The following is a 19,032-nucleotide window of genomic DNA, read 5'->3' on the forward strand; positions in this document are numbered from 1 at the left end:
CGCTGCCGTTGCCTTAACAACCGAGCCCGTCAGGGCCGACTCATCGGCCGACTAGGCCGATTCCTCATATCCACTTCCATATATAAACTTGAGTCTTGAGGTTCCGTACCTCCATGACACTCACGGGCCTGTTGCTCGCGAAGCGAGCGGCGATCGTGCCGGTAGGCTGCGATTATCAGCGGGGCGCGCGATGGCGCATCGGTCGGCATTAGCCGCTTGCGTTCAGCCTCGGGAGTCTGTGCGAGCATCACTGCGTGGTCCTCGAGCGCGATCTCGCGGCGAGTACGTTCGTCATCCGGTATGGGAGCGTCGATCTTGAGGAATTTCGCGAGCCAGCGTGGCAGTGCAAAGCGATAGAGGTTGGATGTTTGCTTGCTGCGCGATCCTTTCTCGCGGTCGCACTCATAGTCGAAACGCCTGACCCACTCGGTCAGCCCGATCGCCGCAAGCGCCTTCAACTGGCGGATGACGGTCGAACGCCCCAGCTTGGTCCATGCCGCGATCGTCTCATACGCGGGCATGACCCAACCCTTTCGGTAATGCGCCTCCTGGAGGAGGCGTCGTAGGATTTTGAGACCGCTAGGGGTCAACGCGGCCAGCTTCTGCTCCTCCTTGGTTAGCTCGCGCTTGTCGCGGCGTGCCGCTGTGCAGGCGTCCAGGCCAAGGTCATGCCCGCGGTAGGCGGCGTTCATGATTGCCTTGCTGGTTGCGGTGGTAAGCCGCACCGGAAAGCTCGCCTCGGCATCGCTGCCGGTCTGAATGCTCTTTGCCCAGACAGGTTCGCGCGTGATGTGAAGACCGCCTTTGCCGGGGCGGTTGCGGGGGGCAACAGCCAGCGCGAGCGCGTGTTGCCCGACGCTGCGATCGGTGCGTCGGTCGAGCTGGTCCAGGCCGCAAATCACACGAAGCGGATATACCGGCACCCCGGCCCCTCGCTGTGCCTCCTGATGATCCAGCGCCATCTGGATGGCGAGGTCATCGATGCCTTCGGCGCGCAGTTCATCAACGATCGAGCCGGCCCGCTCCATCGATCTTTGCAAGGTAAATCCCATCGTTCGTCCCCTCGTTCGAGGGACCGTCAGCAGGCAAAGTCATGCCGTGGCGCGAAGCACGCTCTCTTGATCCGGGGATCGTGATGCTGTAGGAGGGGGCTGTTAGTGGGTTTTGAAACCAGCCTTGCATCGTCGCCAAACGATGCTCTTACAGATCAGGGAGCCCGGCCTTGCGCCGGGCTTTCTTTTATCCGCTCACGGCCCGCTCCCTTTGAATAAGCTCGAGCTGCACGGCAGGGTTCGACAGGTCGTTGCCGACTTCGGCAAAGATCATCTCGAAAACCGGCCCGCAAGCTATGCCGCGAAAGCGCCGCTGGATCTGCTTCACGTAGTCCACAAGGTCGTTGGGGACGATCGGAGAGATCTTGCGAAGGGTGTTTTTGTCGGCAGCCTGTAGCGCGAAGGTCTCGGGACTGAATGTCGCCTTCGACTTCGCGATGACGCGTGCGATCACCGCATCGCGCGAACGCAATTTGTATCGTTTTTTCAGGACATCGATTTGGTCGATGACCTCTGGCCGGACGGACATGGCCATATTTTGGTGGCCGCTCGCGTAGAGCGCGTCCCGCTGCTGCTGGACGAGTTCCCTGACGATTTCCTTCTGATTCTTTTTTTCCGGCCGTGCCATGATTCGAGGCTTAACGATTCCGGCGCTGGTTTGTCAAAGGACCGCGCTAGATTTACTGTAAATAGAATCTGGTGCGTGGCGGCGCCGTTCGCGATAAGGCGGAAAACAGGAGAGCGGCCGTCCCGGTTGACGCTTGCGCGATAAGAGACGCCGTTGATGGTCAAATTCGTCGACCTGGAAGATATTCCGCACCCCAGAGCCGTCCTTTTCGGTGCGCGTCTGAAGGAATCCCGCAAGGCCCTCAAACTGACCCAGACCCAGCTCGTCGGGCGAACCGGCATAACGCCAGGGTATCTTTCGGAGATAGAGAACGGTCGCGCAAATCCGACGCTCGAGATGATGGTGAAGTTGTCCGATGCGGTCGGCGTAGATGTTTCGATACTGCTGATACCCGCTGACGCGGGGAGTAAGGGCTAAAAAGCCTTATAAATTACAGATTTATGGCAATGCTTTTCCATTGCCGCCGGTCGGAGACAGACTTAGAACGATTCGCAAGAAGCGGCGCGAACTTCAGACGCCTTGCTCGAATAGTCATTCCAGACTGTTGGGGGTCACTGCACGAAAGTGACATTTACGTACGCCAGGCCCGAACGAACAGCGAACGGCGTCGGTGTTAACGTCGGAATGGGATGACGACAGCCTTATCGAGGAAGGCGCCCATGCCCTCCGTGTCGACGGTCTGACGAAAAGCGGCATAAGCGGCATCGTCGGTCGCGAACATGTCGTTCCAGACCGTGGAGGTCCCGTGCTCGTTCTCGACCTCGAGCGACCATCCAGGCTCATTCTCCAGCCTGATGATGTTGACCGTTACCCTGACGCCCTGCTCTTCGACGATGCCGGACAGGCTCGAAGTGACAATGTTGGGGTCGCGTTCGTCCATCAGCTTTGCCTCATGTTCTGTCCGCTGCGTTGGCAGCGGTGCGTTCAAGCGCCTTGTAGAGCGCGGTTTTCCCGACCTTGAGACGGGTAGCGGCTTCACGAACGGTCAGGCCTGCAGCGATATGATCGCGTGCCTTGCGCAACTTGTCGGGCGTGATGACGGGGCGCCGACCGCCAAGGCTTCCTCGTTCACGCGCTGCTTTCAATCCGGCGTTGGTACGTTCGCGGATCAGGTCGCGTTCAAACTGAGCGAGCGATCCAAAGATGTTGAACACCAACATCCCTCCTGAAGTGGTGGTATCAATCTGCTCTGTGAGCGAACGAAAGCCCACGCCACGCTCGGCGAGTTCGCCGACCGTATCGATCAGGTGGCTCATCGAGCGGCCGAGCCGGTCCAGCTTCCAGACCACCAGGGTGTCGCCGGCGCGCAGATAGGCAAGCGCTTCGGCGAGACCCGGTCGATCGGTCTTCGCGCCGGACGCATGGTCGTCGAAGATGCGCTCACATCCGGTCGCGGTCAGCGCATCGTGCTGGAGCGTCAGCTTCTGATCGCCGGTCGAAACCCGGGCATAGCCGATCAGTGCCACAAACCGTCCCGATCTGTCCGTTTTCCCATCGATTTGCATTCTTGTCCGAATCGCCATCGCGGGTCCAGAGTTGACGGACATATTCCTGCTGTCCGCCAGAGGACCGTCTGACGGACAGGCACGAGAAAGGTCGTAGCGCATGGCAAGGCGGCGATTGCTGACACGCGAGGCGCTCGCGCAGCATTATGATCCCTCGATTGATGAGCGCGAGATTAGCCGGCACTTCACCCTGACCCGCCAAGATCTCGATCTTGTCGGCGAACGTCGGGGAGCGGCGAGCCGGCTCGGCTTTGCAATGATGCTGCTTTACATGCGTTGGCCAGGCCGGGTCCTGGAGGCGGGCGAGAAACCGCCTGCTGCCATCCTCGCCTTTGTCGCCGATCAGGTCGACGTGTCGACGAGAGAGTTCGAGGATTACGGTCGCCGCGATGAAACTCGCCGCACCCATCTTGCCGACCTGATGCAGCGGTTCGGCTATACCGCGTTCGATCGAAATCACTCACGTGCGATCGTGGCGTTCGCAATGCCGGTGGCCCAGACGATTGCCCAACCTTTCCAACTCGCCAGCACTGTGATCGATGAACTGCGCCGGCGACGAATACTCCTGCCGCCACCAGCGGTGATCGAGGCGATCGTCAGGCGCGCCCGTCAACAAGCCGAACACCTCACCCATGAGCTCCTGACCAACGGCATCGCGCCTGACCAGCTCAAGATGCTCGATGCCTTGCTGACCCGGCGAGCAGATCAAGGACCGACCTGGCTCGCCTGGCTGCGCAATGCGCCGCAATCGCCGGCACCGCGCAACATCCTGCGGCTGCTGGAACGGCTTGAACATGTCCGGACGCTCGGCCTGGATCGGGCACGCGCCGCCATGATCCCGGCGGTCACGTTCGAAAGGCTCGCTGACCAGGCAGTCCGGATCACGCCGCAGCACCTCGGCGAGCTCAGCCCTATGCGCCGCCACGCGACACTGGCAGCTGCAACCACTCGTCTTGAGGAAAGCCTCACCGACGCCACACTCACCATGTTCGACAAGCTGCTCGGCAGCATGGCCCGTCGCGCGGAGAACCGGACGCGCGACAAGGCGCTCAGGACAGTGCGTGAAATGCAGGGGCATCTTCGCACCCTGACCAATAGCTGCCGCGTGCTGATCGATGCGCACGCCAAGGGCATCGAGTCTCTTGCGAGTATCGGCCCGTTCAACTGGGAGCAGTTCGGATCGGCTGTCGCTCAGGCTGAAGTTCTCGTCCGGCCCGAAACCATCGACCGCACCGCCGAACTGATTGAGCGGCATCGCACGGTGAAGCTGTTTGCCGGGCAGTTTTTGAATGCGTTCAAATTCCGTGGCGCAAAACCGGTTCAGCCAATCCTCGACGGTCTCACGATCATCGCCGATCTTTACCGGTCTGGAAAACGGCGCCTGCCCGACAAGGTGCCATTACGCTTCGTACCAACAGGCTGGCGTCCGTTCGTAATTCGTGACGGTGTTGTCGATCGCGCGGCTTACGAACTTTGCCTATTATCCCAGCTTCGCGATCGGTTGCGGGCCGGCGATATCTGGGTAGCGGGAAGCCGGCAGTTCCGAGACTTCGACAGCTATCTCATTCCACCTACCACCTTCGCGGCGTTGCGTGACAAGGGACCGCTTCCGCTCGCGATTGAAGCCGGGTTCGATCTTCACATCGAGGGTCGTCGCCAGCGTCTGGATAGCGCAGTCGAGAGGGTGACGGTGCTTGCCCGACAGGGCGAACTGCCTCAGGTCCGCCTCGACGAGAACGGCTTGATGATCTCGCCGCTGAAGGCGATCACGCCTCCCGCAGCGGAGGTCGCCCGCCGTACAGCTTATGACCGCCTACCCCGGGTGAAGATCACCGATATCCTGCTCGATGTCGATGCGTGGACCGGGTTCAGCGACTGTTTCACTCACCGGCGTTCCGGTCGACCGGCAGACGACCGGAACGCTCTGCTGACCGTGGTCCTTGCCGACGGCATCAATCTAGGGCTGACCCGCATGGCGGACAGTTGCCGTGGTGCCAGTCTGCGCCAACTCGCCCATCTGCATGACTGGCACATCAGCGAGGCGGCTTACGGTGAGGCGCTTGCACGCTTAATCGACGCCCATCGTGCACTGCCGCTGGCCGGATTGTGGGGAAGCGGCATCAGCTCGTCGAGCGACGGACAGCAATTCCACGCTGGCGGGCGCGGCGCTGCAATCAGCGACATCAATGCGCGCAACGGCAACGAGCCTGGGGTATCTTTCTACACCCATGTTTCGGACCAGTATGGCCCGTTCAGCTCCCGCGTGATCGCCGCGACCGCTGGCGAAGCTCCTTACGTGCTCGACGGCTTGCTGTACCACCACACCGGGCTGTCGATCGAAGAGCATTATACCGACACGGGTGGCGCCTCCGATCATGTGTTCGGGTTGATGCCGTTCTTTGGCTATCGCTTCGCGCCCCGGCTGCGCGATATCAAGGAGCGCCGCCTACATCTTCTGCCTGGCCAAGAGACGGGACCATTGCTTGCAGGGATGGTTGGTGACCCAATCGCCCACGACCATGCAGCTGCGCATTGGGACGAACTGCTGCGGCTTGCCACCTCGATCAGAACTGGGACCGTCACCGCCTCGGCAATGTTGCGCAAGCTATCGGCCTATCCTCGCCAGAATGGCCTTGCGCTGGCGCTGCGCGAGATCGGCCGGCTCGAACGCTCGATCTTCATGCTCGACTGGTTGCAGGACATTGACCTGCGTCGGCGCACTCAAGCTGGATTGAACAAGGGTGAGGCACGCAACGCGCTCGCCCGCGCGTTATTCTTCAACCAACTTGGCGAGCTGCGCGACCGGCGGTTCGAGAACCAGTCCTATCGGGCGTCAGGCCTCAATCTGTTGGTCGCCGCGATCATCCTGTGGAACACCCGCTATCTTGAGCAGGCGCTGACCGGCATGGAAACCACAGACGAGGTGGCCCGCCATATCGCGCCGCTGGGCTGGGAGCACATCTCGCTCACCGGTGATTATAGCTGGGAACGTGACGACCGGCCGCCACCGGACCAGCTGAGGCCGCTTCGCACGTCGCCGTCACTGCTAGCCGCGTAATTGGAGTTGGAGGGACAGCTCCCACCCCTTGAAAGCAGCGTTGAAACGTTAGCGTCCGCCCACGGCCGTCCAGCGGCGCTTCCACCGATCAAGCGACCGCTTTCGGGTTGCGCCAGCGGCCAGTTCTATGGCGATGTCTGGGTGGTGAACAGAACGGCAGCCTCGCGGCGAGTTGTTGGAGATAGCTGTCGCTCAGATCGCCCGTTCCATGAGGTTCATAAGTCTCCCCTTCACCGATGTGACACCGACTGAAGCGAAGAGGTTGCGTTCGTAGAACGAAATCAGCCGCGTGTTTGCGAGAAAGCAATCAAGCCGAAGTTTCGCCCGCCCGCTGTGCTGTCCCATGATTGCCACCTGTTCGATGACGGCGGGGCCGATTCCCCGCCCAGAGCAGCTTCTCCTGACTGCGAAGGTGTGGAGGTAGATGCTGTCGCCGACCTCCCGATCGCCCCAGAATGGGTGGTCCTCCCACAAGACTCGGAACGCCGAAACCGGCGCAGCCCCTGCATAGGCGAGGAACAGCTCGCCTCGCTCAATGCGAGGCAGCATCCACTCGTCGTCGAAAGGACCGGCCCACGCCTCACTACCACGCGCTTTCTGCCAAGCGTTCGCGTCCTCCACTATAAAGGCGAAGTCACGCTTTGTCTCGATTGCGGCTTGTCTGACGTCGATTTGCATACTGATGCATGACCGTTGTTGGTCGGAGGACCAATCTAAGTTTCTTCAAGCTATCGCTGTCAAGGGTATGGCCGCTTCCCGCAACGACGATCAGGCGTAGGAACGTCCAGAATGGGGCGTGAGCTGCCTAGCGGCTATTGGGCCAAAGCCGCAGGAAAGCCGACGTTGAATCCGGCGCTGGCCCGACGTCCGCTTGCCCCTCCAACGATCTGAAACCTGCCTTTCGGCTTGCGCCCCATTTCGGTCATTGAGGCGAGCAATCCGGACCCCCGAAAGCAGCCATTCGTTTGTCTCGATTTGTCCCGTTTCTCCATCTCCGGAGGGGAATTTCGGGAAAGAGCAATCGGGAACAGGATTCGGGAAAGCGGATCCATTCGGCGGCCGACAGCCCGACCACTTGGGGGAGGCGTCCCGCTGGCCGTTCCCAAACGAGACGGTGCCGGAGACGATCCTAACTTCGGAAAGCTTTCCTGTCCCCGTCACGGACCCTAGGCGCTGATGCGGTTGGCCACGAGTTCGTCGACCACCGCAGGGTCGGCCAAGGTTGACATGTCTCCGACTTCGCCCGGTTTCCCTTCGGCAATCTTGCGCAGAATGCGGCGCATGATCTTGCCGCTGCGCGTCTTGGGTAGGCTGGGCGCAAACTGGATCGCATCGGGCGTGGCGATCGGACCGATCTCGCTGCGCACCCATTTGCACAGCGCGGCACGCAGGGCCTCGTCGCCCTCCTGATCCGCGTTGAGCGTCACGAAGGCGTAAATGCCTTGTCCCTTGATATCGTGCGGCATGCCCACCACCGCCGCTTCCGCCACACGCTCATGCGCCACCAGCGCGCTTTCGACTTCGGCGGTGCTCATGCGGTGGCCCGATACGTTGATCACATCATCCACCCGGCCGGTAATCCAGTAATCGCCATCGGCATCGCGACGTGCGCCGTCTCCGGTGAAATAGCTGCCCGGGTAGGTGCTGAAATAGGTCTGAAAGAAGCGTTCGTGATTGCCGTAAACCGTGCGCATCTGACCGGGCCAGCTACGGGTGAGGACGAGATTGCCCTCCACCGCGCCGGCCAGTGTGCGGCCTTCGGCATCGACCAGTTCCGGAAATACACCCGGCAGCGGCTTGGTCGCCGATCCTGGCTTCGCCTCCGCCGTGCCGTTCACGGGCGCGATCAGCGCCGCGCCAGTTTCGGTCTGCCACCATGTGTCGACGATGTCGCAACGCTCGCCGCCGATCACGCGGTGATACCAGTTCCAGGCCTCGGGATTGATCGGCTCGCCTACGGTGCCGAGCAGCCGCAGCCGGGACAGATCGTGTTGTTTCACCGGCTCCTCTCCTTCGCGCATCAGCGCGCGGATCGCGGTCGGCGCGGTGTAGAACACGGTGACGCCCAGACGCTGGCACGTTTCCCATAGGCGTCCGGCATCAGGATAGGTCGGCACGCCGTCAAACATTACCGTGCTGGCGCCGTTCGCGAGCGGCCCGTAAACGACATAGCTGTGGCCCGTGATCCAACCGACATCGGCCGTGCACCAGAATAGATCGTCGTCGGCTAACCCGAATAGAAGATCCGTGGTGAGCGTGACCCACAGGAGATAACCGCCGGTGCTGTGCAGCACGCCCTTGGGCTTGCCGGTCGATCCGCTGGTGTAGAGAATGAACAGCGGATCTTCCGCATTCATTGGCTCGGGCGGACAATCGGCATCGACCCCTTTGCTCAAGTCGTGCCACCACCAATCGCGGCCCTCCTTGAGATCGACCTCGGTCGTCGTCCGCTGTACGACGATAACCGTTTCGACCCCGCCCGCCTTTGCACAGGCCGCGTCGACATTGGCCTTTAGGGGAACCGACCTGCCGCCGCGCCTGCCTTCATTGGCGGTGATAACGAGCTTGGCGCCGCAATCGGAAATACGATCAGACAGACTATCGGGTGAAAAGCCACCGAACACCACCGAATGTACCCCGCCGATTCGTGTGCAGGCAAGCATGGCGATCGCGGCTTCGGGTACCATCGGCATGTACAGGACTACCCGATCTCCCTTGGCGACTCCGCGGCCCTTCAACACATTGGCGAAACGACAGACTTCCGTATGCAGTTCGCGGTAAGTGAGGGTTCGCCCCTCGCCCGGCTCGTCCCCTTCGAAAACGATGGCGGCGTTGTCGCCACGGGCATCCAGATGGCGATCGAGGCAGTTGACCGAAACATTCAGTTCGCCGTCGGCAAACCAGCGAATGCCGAAGTCGGCTTTGTCGAAGCTGCTCTCGTCCGCTTTGGTCGGGAAGACGCTCCAGTTCAGGCGGCATGCCTCGGCCAGCCAAAAGGCGTCGGGATCGCGCTCCACCGATGCTTGCATCGCGTGAAGCCTGTCGGTTGCCGCCAACATGGTGATCTCGGCCTTCTCATAGACACGGCTTCGCACGAGAAAGCGTCGGCCCGTTCCGTTGTCGAGGCTGAACATCCCGCCCCGTCCCTCCACCACGTCGAGGATCAGCTGCGTGTGCTTCCATGCCGCGAATTGCTGCGCCCCGATATAGACTGGCGTGGTGCCTATGGTGCCGAGCAGCACGTCCGATCCGCCAAGGCAAAACTCGCTGCGGGGATAAACCATCGGGCTGGAACCGTCGCAGCAACCGCCCGACTGGTGGACCAGCACCGGGCCGTGACGGTCGACGATTTCGGCCAGCAGCGCCGCTCCCGCCTCGGTGGCAATCACACGGCGAACCAAAGCGGCCCGCCCCATTTTTCCCTCGTCCTGCTCGTCACCGTTCGCCATTATACGGTCAGGTCGAGGACGACCCGCCCTTCGATCTGGCCCTGCCGCATACGGTCGAACACCGAGTTGATGTCTTCGAGACCGGCAGTCGAGATCGTCGCCTTCACCTTGCCGTCGCCAGCGAATTCGAGCGATTCCTGCAGGTCCAGCCTGGTGCCGACGATGGAGCCGCGTATGGTAATACCGTTCAGTACCATGCCGAAGATGTTGAGCGGGAAATCACCCGGCGGCAGGCCGTTAAGCGCGACGGTGCCGCCGCGCCCGATCATGCCGACCGCCTGTTCAAAGGCCTTTTCGCTCACCGCGGTCACCAGCGCGCCGCGCGCGCCTCCGCTGGTCAATCGCCTTACCGTCGTGGCGGGATCATTGTCCGTCCGTGCGTTGACCGTCTCCACCGCACCGAGCCTGCGGGCGAGGTCGAGTTTGGCGTCGTCGACGTCGACGGCGACCACCTTCATCCCCATGGCCACCGCATATTGTACCGCCATATGGCCGAGACCGCCGATGCCGGAGATGACGACCGCATCGCCGGGCCGGGTATCGGTCATCTTCAGGCCCTTGTAGACCGTCACGCCCGCGCACAACACCGGCGCGATTTCGTTGAAGCCGACATTGTCCGGCAGGTGGCCGACATAATTGGGGTCGGCCAGCACGTAGTCGGCGAACCCGCCATTGACCGAATAGCCGGTGTTCAACTGGCTTTCGCACAGCGTCTCCCATCCACCGAGGCAGTGCGTGCAGTGACCGCAAGCGGTGTAGAGCCAAGGCACGCCGACCCGGTCGCCTTCCTTCACGTGGGTCACGCCCTTGCCCACAGCGGAGACAAAGCCCACGCCTTCGTGGCCCGGGATAAAGGGCGGCTCGGGCTTTACCGGCCAGTCGCCTTCTGCGGCGTGGAGGTCGGTGTGACACACACCGGAGGCCTGAATGGCAACCTGGATCATGCCGGGCTGGACCTCGGGAACCGGAACTTCCTCGATCCGCAGTGGCTCGCCAAAGGCGCGCACGACGGCGGCTTTCATGGTCTTGCTCATGACATCTCTCCTGTAGTTTTATCGTTCGAAGGCCGGGCGGCGGGCGAAACTCCGCGTCGCCGTGCCCGGGCTGTTCGCCTCAGAAGAAGCCGAGCTTCTTCGGGCTGTAACTGACCAGCATGTTCTTGGTCTGCTGATAGTGGTCGAGCATCATGCGGTGGTTTTCGCGCCCGATGCCGGATTGCTTGTAGCCGCCGAACGCCGCGTGGGCGGGATAGGCATGGTAGCAATTGGTCCACACACGTCCCGCGCGGATCGCGCGGCCGAAGCGGTAGCAGGTGTTCGCATCCCGGCTCCACACGCCCGCGCCCAGGCCATAAAGCGTATCGTTGGCGATGTTCAGCGCCTCATCCTGGTCCTTGAAGGTGGTGACCGACAGGACCGGTCCGAAGATTTCCTCCTGAAAAATCCGCATCCGGTTATGGCCACGGAACACGGTGGGTTTTACATAGTAGCCGCCTGCAAGATCGCCTTCGAACCGGGCTGCCTCGCCGCCGGTCAGCAGTTCGGCGCCCTCCTGTTTGCCGATATCGATGTAGGATAGGATCTTCTGCTGCTGTTCGGATGATGCCTGCGCGCCGATCATTGTCTCCAGATCGAGCGGATTGCCTGCCTTGATCGCCTCAACGCGCTGGATCGCGCGTTCCATGAAGCGGTCGTAAATGTTCTCATGCACCAGTGCCCGGCTTGGACAGGTGCATACCTCGCCTTGGTTGAGCGCGAACATCACTAGGCCCTCGATCGCCTTGTCGAGATAATCGTCGTCCTCGCGACATACGTCCTCGAAAAAGATGTTCGGACTTTTCCCGCCGAGCTCCAGCGTCACCGGGATCAGGTTCTCGCTGGCATATTGCATGATGAGCCGACCCGTCGTCGTCTCGCCCGTGAAGGCAATCTTCGCGATGCGGTTGCTGCTGGCGAGCGGCTTGCCGGCTTCCAAGCCGAAGCCGTTGACCACGTTGACCACCCCGGCGGGCAGCAGGTCGCCGATGATTTCCATCAGGACCATGATCGACGCCGGCGTCTGTTCGGCCGGTTTCAATACCACGCAATTGCCTGCCGCCAGTGCCGGTGCGAGTTTCCACACCGCCATCAGGATCGGGAAGTTCCACGGAATAATCTGGCCGACCACGCCCAGTGGCTCATGGAAATGATAAGCGACCGTATCGTGATCGATCTCCGAGATACCGCCTTCCTGCGCGCGGATGCAGCCTGCGAAATAGCGGAAGTGATCGATCGCCAGCGGAATGTCCGCGGCCATTGTCTCGCGTAGCGGTTTTCCGTTGTCCCAGGTTTCCGCGATGGCGAGCTCGCGAAGATTTTCCTCCATCCGGTCCGCGATCCGATTGAGGATCAAGGCTCGCTCGCTAACGCTGGTGCGGCCCCAGGCCTCCTTCGCCGCATGCGCCGCATCCAGCGCGGCTTCGACATCGGCCGCCTGACTGCGTGCCACCTGACCAATGGATCTGCCGGTAATCGACGAGATGTTGTCGAAATAGCGCCCGTCCTTGGGCGCGGTCCACTTTCCGCCGATGAAGTTGTCGTAGCGTTCCGCGAACGGCACCGTCATCGAAGTGGCGGGGTTGGTCTGTATGTCCATCACGTCATCCTCTCGAAACCGCCGGATCCTTCCGGTCGCGAGGACGATAGTTCCGCGAGATGGCGGCGGTGCACAGGGACTGCCGGTTGATGGAATGGGTCGATTGTCTCGCTATCGAGACAATGGGGAGACCAGATATGTCAGCGACGCTGCAAACCTACCCTTTCCATTCGACGATAGAGAGTAGCTCGACCGATGCCGAGTTCCTTTGCCGCCTTGGTGGCGTTGCCGTCTGCCCGCGCCAGCGCGCGGCGCAAGAAAGCCCGTTCCGAGTCAGCGAACGAGGTGGCTTCTTCGCCACCGAGGATATTCGAAGCCGTGCGGCGGCCCCCGAGACACGCGTTGGTCAGTTTGAACCGATGCCTTGCAGCGAAGGTCGCGCCGATGACCAGATCGTCCCGATCAACGGCCAGCAAGGCTGCATCGCCGCCTGGCAGATTGGCATCGATGATCCGGTACGAGGCGAAATGCGCGCGAAAGATGCCGCTCTCGATCCGGCGAGCGGCATCCTGCACGATCTTCTGAACGAGCATTCCCATCGCGGCGCTGTGGTCGTAGCGGCAGTTCGAGATATCCAAGGCGCCGACAAGCTGGCCGGTCGCATCGCGCACCGGCGCATCCATGCAGCTTATGCCCGTATTCCGGCTGGCGAAGTGTTCATCTCGATGGATCGTGACCGGTCGACCCTCGATCAGGCAGGTGCCGATCCCGTTCGTGCCTTCCCGGCTTTCGCTCCACACTCCGCCGGGCGTCAAGCCGATCCGATCGAAAAGCTCGCGGTCACCCGCGAGGCTACGCGCTTCCAGAACGACACCGTCATTGTCCGACAGCATCACGGCGCAACCCGTGGCAGAGACGATCTGGAACAGCTGGTCGAGCAAGGGACGCGCGACCTCCAGCATCAACTCACAGCGTTGCCGCCGCTGAATCAGGTCACTTGCAGATACAAGATCTGGAACCCGATCGGCTCCTGCGTCGAGACCGTGCTTTAGGCCCGAACGACACCAGCTGGCAGCAACAAGCGAATGCGCGGCACTGGCTGAGCAATGCAGGACCTCTTCGACAACTGCTTCATGCCGATCCTTCATCGCGCCGGGATACACGAAATGTCGCCAGTTGTCGAACCAATGCCGTAGTGTTCTGCATCCCGCCAGCGGCCTTTGGTGTGAAGAAAGGTATCCTTGCGTCGATAAATTGACATCACGCTGACCGGTCACCCTGCCTGCATCGTGCCATCCGGCAATTGCTTGCAGCCGCCCATCGGTTCGTCCGTCAGTCAGGACAGGTCGCTCATTTTGCGCTTACTACGGAGCCTGAACCAGATCCAGACGTTTCCATCATTGAACTCCAACCTTGAGCTGAGAAGATTTCCGATTTCCGATTTCCGAACGGAAACGGACTGTTCTGACTGTCTTTCATACCCTTCCGATCGGGAATGGTATGAGAGCCTAGTTAGGGGCAGGACCCATTGATGTGAGCGTCGCGATCTGATTCAGGCTCCGCGAGGAGACCGGAATGAGTGACCTGTTTTGGCTGACGGATGAGCAGATTGAGCGGCTGCGGCCGTTCTTTCCCAACAGCCACGGCCGGCCGCGGGTGGACGACCGACGGGTTCTGAGCGGCATCGTCTTCGTCAACCGCAATGGGCTGCGCTGGCGAGATGCGCCCAGCGCCTATGGGCCACACAAGACGCTCTACAACCGGTGGAAGCGCCGGGGTGAGGCAGGCGTGTTCACGCGGATGATGGAAGGGCTGGCGGCGGCAGGCGCCGAGCCGAAGACGGTTATGATCGACGCCACCTACCTGAAGGCGCACCGCACGGCATCGAGCCTGCGGGTAAAAAGGGGGGCCTTGGCCGCCTGATAGGCCGCACCAAGGGCGGCATGAACACCAAGCTCCATGCCGTAGCCGATGCGAACGGACGCCCCTTGAGCTTCTTTATGACCGCCGGGCAGGTCAGCGACTACACCGGTGCGGCCGCGTTGCTGGACGACCTGCCGAAGGCTCAGTGGCTGCTAGGTGACCGCGGCTACGACGCCGACTGGTTCAGGGATGCGCTCCAGGCCAAGGGCATCCAACCCTGCATCCCAGGGCGGCGGTCCCGCAACGAGCCGGTCAGGTACGACAAGCGCCGCTATCGGCGACGTAACCGCATCGAGATCATGTTCGGCCGCCTCAAGGACTGGCGCCGCGTCGCAACCCGCTACGACCGCTGCCCGACCGTCTTCTTCTCCGCCATCGCCCTCGCTGCCACCGTCATCTTCTGGCTGTAATCAACGAGTCCTGACCTTAAAGCATGATCGCGCGCTTGGTGGGTGCCACTGCGGTAAGCATGTAACTGTCCCAAAACACCATCGTTTTTGGGACGGCAGCTATCGCCTGCGGTCTCCCGAAAGCCGCATGTCCGGAAACCACCCAGACCTAGCCATTAGATCGGCTCCGGGCACAACCCGGAAGCGGTCATTGAGTGTGGGGCGCTCCGCTGGACGGCGGTGCCCGGACGCATACACAATCACACGTCCCACCAACTTGCTGCTGTTCGCTATCCGTTCGCGTCTAGCGTACGTAAACCGCACTTTCGTGCAGTGAGCCCTGTTGGGGACGAACCGGTGGAGGTGGCGTGGTGAGTAGCTTGGCGTTGCGGTCCTGTATTGCAGGCCGTGGACAAACAACCATCGGCCGGGTTGGCCATCAGTCGGAGAGCGTCGCCGCGGATGCGGCACGATCGCCTCGGCGCGATGGAGCCGTTTTACTCGGTTGGCGTTTCTTCCTTGATGCGGGGATCTGCGATCTTACTTCCGACCGCCACGGGGCGCAGTTCCTGCGTCTTCTTGGTACGTCGTTGCACCGGCCGATTTTGGTCATGCCGTTCGAGAAAATTGTACAGGGTCGATCGTGCGACGCCTAGCGATTGCGCAACCTCGGCCTGCGTCGCCCCGGGTTTACTCAATGCGGCTCGGACATCCGCGAGCTTGTTTGAATCGAGGAAGGGTTTGCGACCCGATCGCGCCATCTCGGGAGGGTGCGTCTTGATCCCGTGGATGTGTCGGTAATGGCTGTCCAGCTCGGCAAAGATCGTGTGGGCTACGTCGCCGACCGTTGGCTCGACGACGATGTGAGGCGCGCAGATTTCGAAGCTGATGCCCGCCTTGAGCAGTTTCACGACTGCTCGAACCAGCTTGTGCGTGGAAATGTCCAGGCACGAGAGGGCGTGAACCTTGACGCGATCGCCTGGCCCGAGGCGGATGCCTCTAAGTGCGAGAAGGTCTTCGAGCTGGTTGAAGGCTTTGCTGCCGGCGAGAACCTGAAGATCGGTCGGGCAGAGACACGCTTGTTGATCCGCGGTTGTCGCCGAGCCCGGTGTTTCCGCGATAAAAGCGACGGTTCTGCTCAATCTTTTGCCCTTTGCGCGGTACGCATCACTGAGGGAGCCCAGCGGACTCCCGTCTCGCCGGACTCCCTTAAAGGGACATTTTTGTATGCGACATAGCGGGGTTCGGCAACCTTGGGCATTAACTGTCTCGAAACAATTCATGCACTTTAACAAGTGCCGGTCCTGTTGCTGGTTTGCGATTGAGTGTTGCCAGCATTGCCATATTCGCCCATGATACGATCTTAGACAAGCTGACAGGACTCGGTCATGCTTCCAGTGGGGCTCACGGCGAAGGCGATTCAACTCTGCGCGGCAGGGTTGGGTGGCTCTGTGAGCTCGGCTCCTTCGCCCTTTCCGATCACGGTCCATGCTGGCGCGACGCTCGCCGCGGAGCCGGCGACGGAGGCGGATGCGGAAGCGACGGTCCGTGACCTTATCACGTTAGGCGCTGATTTCACTGCCGGTCCACTCGAAATCGCGGGTCGGGACTTTGCCACTTACGGCGTCACACCGGCGTCGGTGTTCGATGCGTGCGCGCTCTCACACATCGATGACGGTACGCAGGGTGCGCCGGTCGGCCGCGCGCCAACGGTATCGAATGTCGCAGCTCTCGTTCGTCGCGCCTTCGGCGCGCGGATAACCGACACGATCCGACCGATGAACGCGAGTTATGGCGCGCGGTATAGCTGGCACAAATTCGGCCAGGCGGTCGACTTCGTGCCGGCAGGCGGCGTCAATTCGATCAACCGCGATCAGATCCGCTCGTTGATGGCACAGAGCGGGTTCCGCTTGATCGAGCTTCTCGGCCCGGGTGATCGCGGCCACTCCAACCATTGGCACGTCGCCTTCGCGCGTCCGGGCCAGGTGATCGACCGGACACGGCCGATCGAGGAGGATGAAGACTGGATCGTCAACGTCGCCAGCGCTGACGCGCCGGCTTCTGTGCCGGTCGGGACCGATGCGCACACCGCGCCTGCTTCGGTCCTGCAAACCGCAGCGAAGGCCCCCCCACAATGGGATGTCTTCGCCAGCGCGGCTTGGCGCGCTTCTCAGGGAGGTGGTTCATGATGCGACGTGTTCTGAATAAGCTGAGCGGTATGACTGGAGCGGTCGCGCTGTGCGTGGGCGGTTTGGTCGTCGTAGCTGCGCCCCAGCCGGCCTATGCGTCCGATTGGGGCTGCCAGGTCGTCCTTTGCCTCGCCACGCCGGGGTCGCCGACGAAGTACGCAGAGTGTGTGCCTCCTATTACGAAGCTCTGGAACGCGCTGGCTACCGGCGGTGGGTTCCCCTCCTGCACGGGGGTCGGCATTAAAACGAAGTCAGCGAAGCATGGTTATACCATGACCGTGAGCCAGCCCGACGGCAGCACGTCGCGCTACTCGCTGGACACGCGCTACCAGACGGTGACGCAGCAATGATCCACGCCGTCGCCGCCATTACCGTCTTGGCGCAGCAATGCGCGTCCGAAGTCGCGACCGAAGCGGTCGTGCCTCTCGTGATGACGGAGAGTGGCGGCGATGATCTGTCGATCAACGTGAATCGTGGCCCGCGTGTGCGGGCCGGCTCTGCTGCCGAAGGTGCCGCGCTGGTGCGGCGCTATATGGCGCAGGGCTACACGGTCGATGTGGGCTTGGCCCAGATCAACTCGGCCAATTTCGCGCGCCTCGGCGTGAGTGTCGAACAGGCGTTCGATCCGTGCACGAACCTGCGTCTCGCGTCGTCGCTGCTGCAAGAGGGCTATGGCCTCGCCAGCCGTCACTACAGCGGCCTCGACGCAATTTCGGCGACCTATTCGCTCTACAACACCGGCACGCTGACGCGGGGCTTTCGCAACGGGTATGTTGGCCGCGTGTGGTCGGCCGCAAGCGGCATGGGCACGATTCAGGCTGCGCCGCCTATTCCGGGCGCGCCTGCTGGGGCGACCGGTGCAACCAGCGCGGCCAAGCCCGTCAGCAGCGACGATAGCTGGGTGGTCGGTCAGGTCGCTTCCAACTCAATCGAGGTTTTCAAATGAGCGTCGATAATACCGTTGCACGCCCCGGACGGGACGTGGAGCCGGAAGCCGTCGAGGCTGGCTTCAAGTTGCCGCCCGATCTGGCCGATCGATACGACGTTCGAATTGTCCCGGCAAAAGACCCCAACGAAGTTCGGATGGGCATGTTTCGGGCGGGTGATCGCGGAGACCCGTCGATCGAAGTCCTCGGCAACGGTGATCGCATCGTTGCCCGGAAGGAGGATCCGGAGACCGTCGCGGCGCTGGTGAAAATCGCGAAGCATAACGGTTGGGAGGGCATCGACGTCGATGGATCTCCCGAGTTCAAGAAGGCCGTATGGGAGGCCGGATCGCGCGAGGGGCTGACGGTCCGGGGTTATGAGCCGAGCTTCGCCGAACAGGAGCGGATGGGCGAGTTGCGGCGTGCGGATGAAGCACGGCGCGAACGCGAGGCGGCTGCAAAGCCGGCGCCGGTCGTCGAACAGGTTGCGCCGATCGTGGCTGCCGTCGCGGTCGAAGCGGCCGTTCCAGCGCGGTCGGCCGATGTCGGTCGCGAAGCCGTTGCGGAAGCGGCGCCAGCGCAAGGCAGCACGGGATTGTCGGATGCCGACAAGCGTCTGCTGCTGACGCTGAGCGTTTATACCCAGGACCATAAGGCACTCTCGGAGAGCCTGACACCGAACCTGGAGCCGATGGAACGAGAGTTCCGGTACGAGCGCCTCGAAGTGAATAACGAGGCGCTCAACGGTGCGTTGGAGCGGGCGCTCGAAAGCCCGTCGCTGGTCAGCTCGTTCTCCAGAGCGGGCTATGAGCCCGACGATCTGCGCCGGATGGCGCGTGACAAGGAGTGGGACGGTGAGGTCGCGGATGCGGTTTACATCGTCCGCTCGGGGCTCAATCGTCATGAGGTGGCGAAAGAGTTGGTCGCGTCGTTCGTAGAGTCGGAGCGGTCGGAGGAACGGGCTGGGACGCGACTCCCGTATCCGCATGAGCTGCCCGAACCGGCAATCGTCCGCGAGGAGCGGGTGCATGGCGCTGACGCCGCGCGGGACGATAATGAAGAATTGGCGGAGCTGTTCCTGCGCGACAACGCCGAGCGGATTGCGGCCGACCCACGCCTTGCCAATGCGGTCGAAGCGCAGGCGGTAATGGAGCAACATATTAGCGTGGCTTTCGAGGGGGACACGGATCGGATCATGTCCGCTAACCTCGAGAGCCGCGAATTGATCTCGGCCGCGCTGACGCGCGGCCTGGATGTTTCGGTCCGTGAGCCAACCCCCGTTCGGCAAATCGAACCGATCCAACCCACCCCCGATCTGGAGAGGTAAACTCAAGCCATG

The 19,032-nt window shown here is 61.9% G+C and carries 17 protein-coding genes; 7 read left to right on the top strand and 10 right to left on the bottom strand.

Annotated features, from left to right (window positions below):
* Positions 1-29: 29 nt before the first annotated feature.
* Complete coding sequence (locus FHY04_RS18780) at positions 30-1,052, bottom strand: helix-turn-helix domain-containing protein (RefSeq protein WP_183937411.1); 1,023 nt, start codon at positions 1,050-1,052, stop codon at positions 30-32.
* Between the two features lie 187 nt (positions 1,053-1,239).
* Positions 1,240-1,680, bottom strand: a complete 441-nt coding sequence (locus FHY04_RS18785; RefSeq protein WP_183937412.1) for a hypothetical protein — start codon at positions 1,678-1,680, stop codon at positions 1,240-1,242.
* Between the two features lie 156 nt (positions 1,681-1,836).
* Between FHY04_RS18785 and FHY04_RS18790 the strand changes: the two genes are divergently transcribed.
* Complete coding sequence (locus tag FHY04_RS18790) at positions 1,837-2,097, top strand: helix-turn-helix domain-containing protein (RefSeq protein ID WP_183937413.1); 261 nt, start codon at positions 1,837-1,839, stop codon at positions 2,095-2,097.
* 196 nt (positions 2,098-2,293) lie between these two features.
* On the opposite strand, the gene FHY04_RS18795 is transcribed toward FHY04_RS18790, so the two are convergent.
* Both FHY04_RS18795 and FHY04_RS18800 read right to left on the bottom strand, forming a co-directional pair.
* The gene (locus FHY04_RS18795) at positions 2,294-2,560 is read right to left on the bottom strand and encodes a hypothetical protein (protein ID WP_183937414.1); all 267 of its coding nucleotides are present in this window, start codon (positions 2,558-2,560) and stop codon (positions 2,294-2,296) included.
* A gap of 10 nt (positions 2,561-2,570) precedes the next feature.
* Positions 2,571-3,146: a recombinase family protein gene (locus tag FHY04_RS18800; protein WP_311725594.1), complete on the bottom strand. Its 576-nt coding sequence runs from the start codon at positions 3,144-3,146 to the stop codon at positions 2,571-2,573.
* A gap of 139 nt (positions 3,147-3,285) precedes the next feature.
* Between FHY04_RS18800 and FHY04_RS18805 the strand changes: the two genes are divergently transcribed.
* Positions 3,286-6,243 carry a Tn3 family transposase gene (locus tag FHY04_RS18805; protein WP_183937416.1) on the top strand — a complete coding sequence of 986 codons (2,958 nt, stop codon included), beginning with the start codon at positions 3,286-3,288 and terminating at the stop codon, positions 6,241-6,243.
* Positions 6,244-6,435: 192 nt separating this feature from the next.
* On the opposite strand, the gene FHY04_RS18810 is transcribed toward FHY04_RS18805, so the two are convergent.
* The 5 genes from FHY04_RS18810 to FHY04_RS18830 form a co-directional block, all read right to left on the bottom strand.
* Positions 6,436-6,921 carry a GNAT family N-acetyltransferase gene (locus FHY04_RS18810; RefSeq protein ID WP_183937417.1) on the bottom strand — a complete coding sequence of 162 codons (486 nt, stop codon included), beginning with the start codon at positions 6,919-6,921 and terminating at the stop codon, positions 6,436-6,438.
* Between the two features lie 488 nt (positions 6,922-7,409).
* Positions 7,410-9,692: an acetate--CoA ligase gene (gene acs / locus FHY04_RS18815; protein WP_260171640.1), complete on the bottom strand. Its 2,283-nt coding sequence runs from the start codon at positions 9,690-9,692 to the stop codon at positions 7,410-7,412.
* Complete coding sequence (adhP, locus tag FHY04_RS18820) at positions 9,692-10,726, bottom strand: alcohol dehydrogenase AdhP (RefSeq protein ID WP_066278433.1); 1,035 nt, start codon at positions 10,724-10,726, stop codon at positions 9,692-9,694. Before adhP ends, acs begins: the two co-directional genes overlap by 1 nt.
* 79 nt (positions 10,727-10,805) lie before the next feature.
* On the bottom strand, positions 10,806-12,326 hold the full coding sequence (adh, locus tag FHY04_RS18825) for an aldehyde dehydrogenase (protein WP_183937418.1): 1,521 nt from the start codon (positions 12,324-12,326) through the stop codon (positions 10,806-10,808).
* Positions 12,327-12,466: 140 nt separating this feature from the next.
* The gene (locus FHY04_RS18830; RefSeq protein WP_137861163.1) at positions 12,467-13,414 is read right to left on the bottom strand and encodes a GAF domain-containing protein; all 948 of its coding nucleotides are present in this window, start codon (positions 13,412-13,414) and stop codon (positions 12,467-12,469) included.
* Positions 13,415-13,841: 427 nt separating this feature from the next.
* Between FHY04_RS18830 and FHY04_RS18835 the strand changes: the two genes are divergently transcribed.
* Positions 13,842-14,599, top strand: a protein-coding gene (locus FHY04_RS18835; RefSeq protein WP_183937419.1) for an IS5 family transposase whose coding sequence is annotated in 2 segments (ribosomal slippage) — positions 13,842-14,163 and positions 14,163-14,599 — 759 coding nt in all. Because the reading frame shifts where the segments join, the coding sequence is not laid out codon by codon here.
* Between the two features lie 476 nt (positions 14,600-15,075).
* On the opposite strand, the gene FHY04_RS18840 is transcribed toward FHY04_RS18835, so the two are convergent.
* Positions 15,076-15,720 carry a Hin recombinase gene (locus FHY04_RS18840; RefSeq protein ID WP_183937420.1) on the bottom strand — a complete coding sequence of 215 codons (645 nt, stop codon included), beginning with the start codon at positions 15,718-15,720 and terminating at the stop codon, positions 15,076-15,078.
* Between the two features lie 309 nt (positions 15,721-16,029).
* Between FHY04_RS18840 and FHY04_RS18845 the strand changes: the two genes are divergently transcribed.
* From FHY04_RS18845 to FHY04_RS18860, 4 genes are read left to right on the top strand one after another with little or no spacing between them, the layout of a single operon-like run.
* Positions 16,030-16,767, top strand: coding sequence for a muramidase (locus tag FHY04_RS18845; RefSeq protein WP_311725604.1), 738 nt, complete (start codon positions 16,030-16,032; stop codon positions 16,765-16,767).
* Entirely contained in the window at positions 16,764-17,117 is a 354-nt protein-coding gene (locus tag FHY04_RS18850; protein ID WP_183937422.1) for a hypothetical protein, read from the top strand. Before FHY04_RS18845 ends, FHY04_RS18850 begins: the two co-directional genes overlap by 4 nt.
* Positions 17,114-17,713 carry a lytic transglycosylase domain-containing protein gene (locus tag FHY04_RS18855; protein WP_183937423.1) on the top strand — a complete coding sequence of 200 codons (600 nt, stop codon included), beginning with the start codon at positions 17,114-17,116 and terminating at the stop codon, positions 17,711-17,713. Before FHY04_RS18850 ends, FHY04_RS18855 begins: the two co-directional genes overlap by 4 nt.
* Positions 17,710-19,020 carry an LPD7 domain-containing protein gene (locus FHY04_RS18860; RefSeq protein WP_183937424.1) on the top strand — a complete coding sequence of 437 codons (1,311 nt, stop codon included), beginning with the start codon at positions 17,710-17,712 and terminating at the stop codon, positions 19,018-19,020. Before FHY04_RS18855 ends, FHY04_RS18860 begins: the two co-directional genes overlap by 4 nt.
* Positions 19,021-19,032: the final 12 nt, after the last annotated feature.

The sequence above is a fragment of the Sphingomonas sp. BK481 genome, assembly GCF_014194875.1.
GTDB classification, from domain to species: Bacteria; Pseudomonadota; Alphaproteobacteria; order Sphingomonadales; family Sphingomonadaceae; genus Sphingomonas; species Sphingomonas aerolata.

Coding starts and splice junctions, on each gene's coding strand:
- FHY04_RS18855 (WP_183937423.1), top strand. CDS start 17,114: ATGATCCACGCCGTCGCCGCCATTACCGTCTTGGCGCAGCAATGCGCG.
- FHY04_RS18805 (WP_183937416.1), top strand. CDS start 3,286: ATGGCAAGGCGGCGATTGCTGACACGCGAGGCGCTCGCGCAGCATTAT.
- FHY04_RS18860 (WP_183937424.1), top strand. CDS start 17,710: ATGAGCGTCGATAATACCGTTGCACGCCCCGGACGGGACGTGGAGCCG.
- FHY04_RS18850 (WP_183937422.1), top strand. CDS start 16,764: ATGATGCGACGTGTTCTGAATAAGCTGAGCGGTATGACTGGAGCGGTC.
- adh (WP_183937418.1), bottom strand. CDS start 12,326: ATGGACATACAGACCAACCCCGCCACTTCGATGACGGTGCCGTTCGCG.
- FHY04_RS18830 (WP_137861163.1), bottom strand. CDS start 13,414: ATGAAGGATCGGCATGAAGCAGTTGTCGAAGAGGTCCTGCATTGCTCA.
- FHY04_RS18810 (WP_183937417.1), bottom strand. CDS start 6,921: ATGCAAATCGACGTCAGACAAGCCGCAATCGAGACAAAGCGTGACTTC.
- adhP (WP_066278433.1), bottom strand. CDS start 10,726: ATGAGCAAGACCATGAAAGCCGCCGTCGTGCGCGCCTTTGGCGAGCCA.
- acs (WP_260171640.1), bottom strand. CDS start 9,692: ATGGCGAACGGTGACGAGCAGGACGAGGGAAAAATGGGGCGGGCCGCT.
- FHY04_RS18790 (WP_183937413.1), top strand. CDS start 1,837: ATGGTCAAATTCGTCGACCTGGAAGATATTCCGCACCCCAGAGCCGTC.
- FHY04_RS18795 (WP_183937414.1), bottom strand. CDS start 2,560: ATGGACGAACGCGACCCCAACATTGTCACTTCGAGCCTGTCCGGCATC.
- FHY04_RS18785 (WP_183937412.1), bottom strand. CDS start 1,680: ATGGCACGGCCGGAAAAAAAGAATCAGAAGGAAATCGTCAGGGAACTC.
- FHY04_RS18780 (WP_183937411.1), bottom strand. CDS start 1,052: ATGGGATTTACCTTGCAAAGATCGATGGAGCGGGCCGGCTCGATCGTT.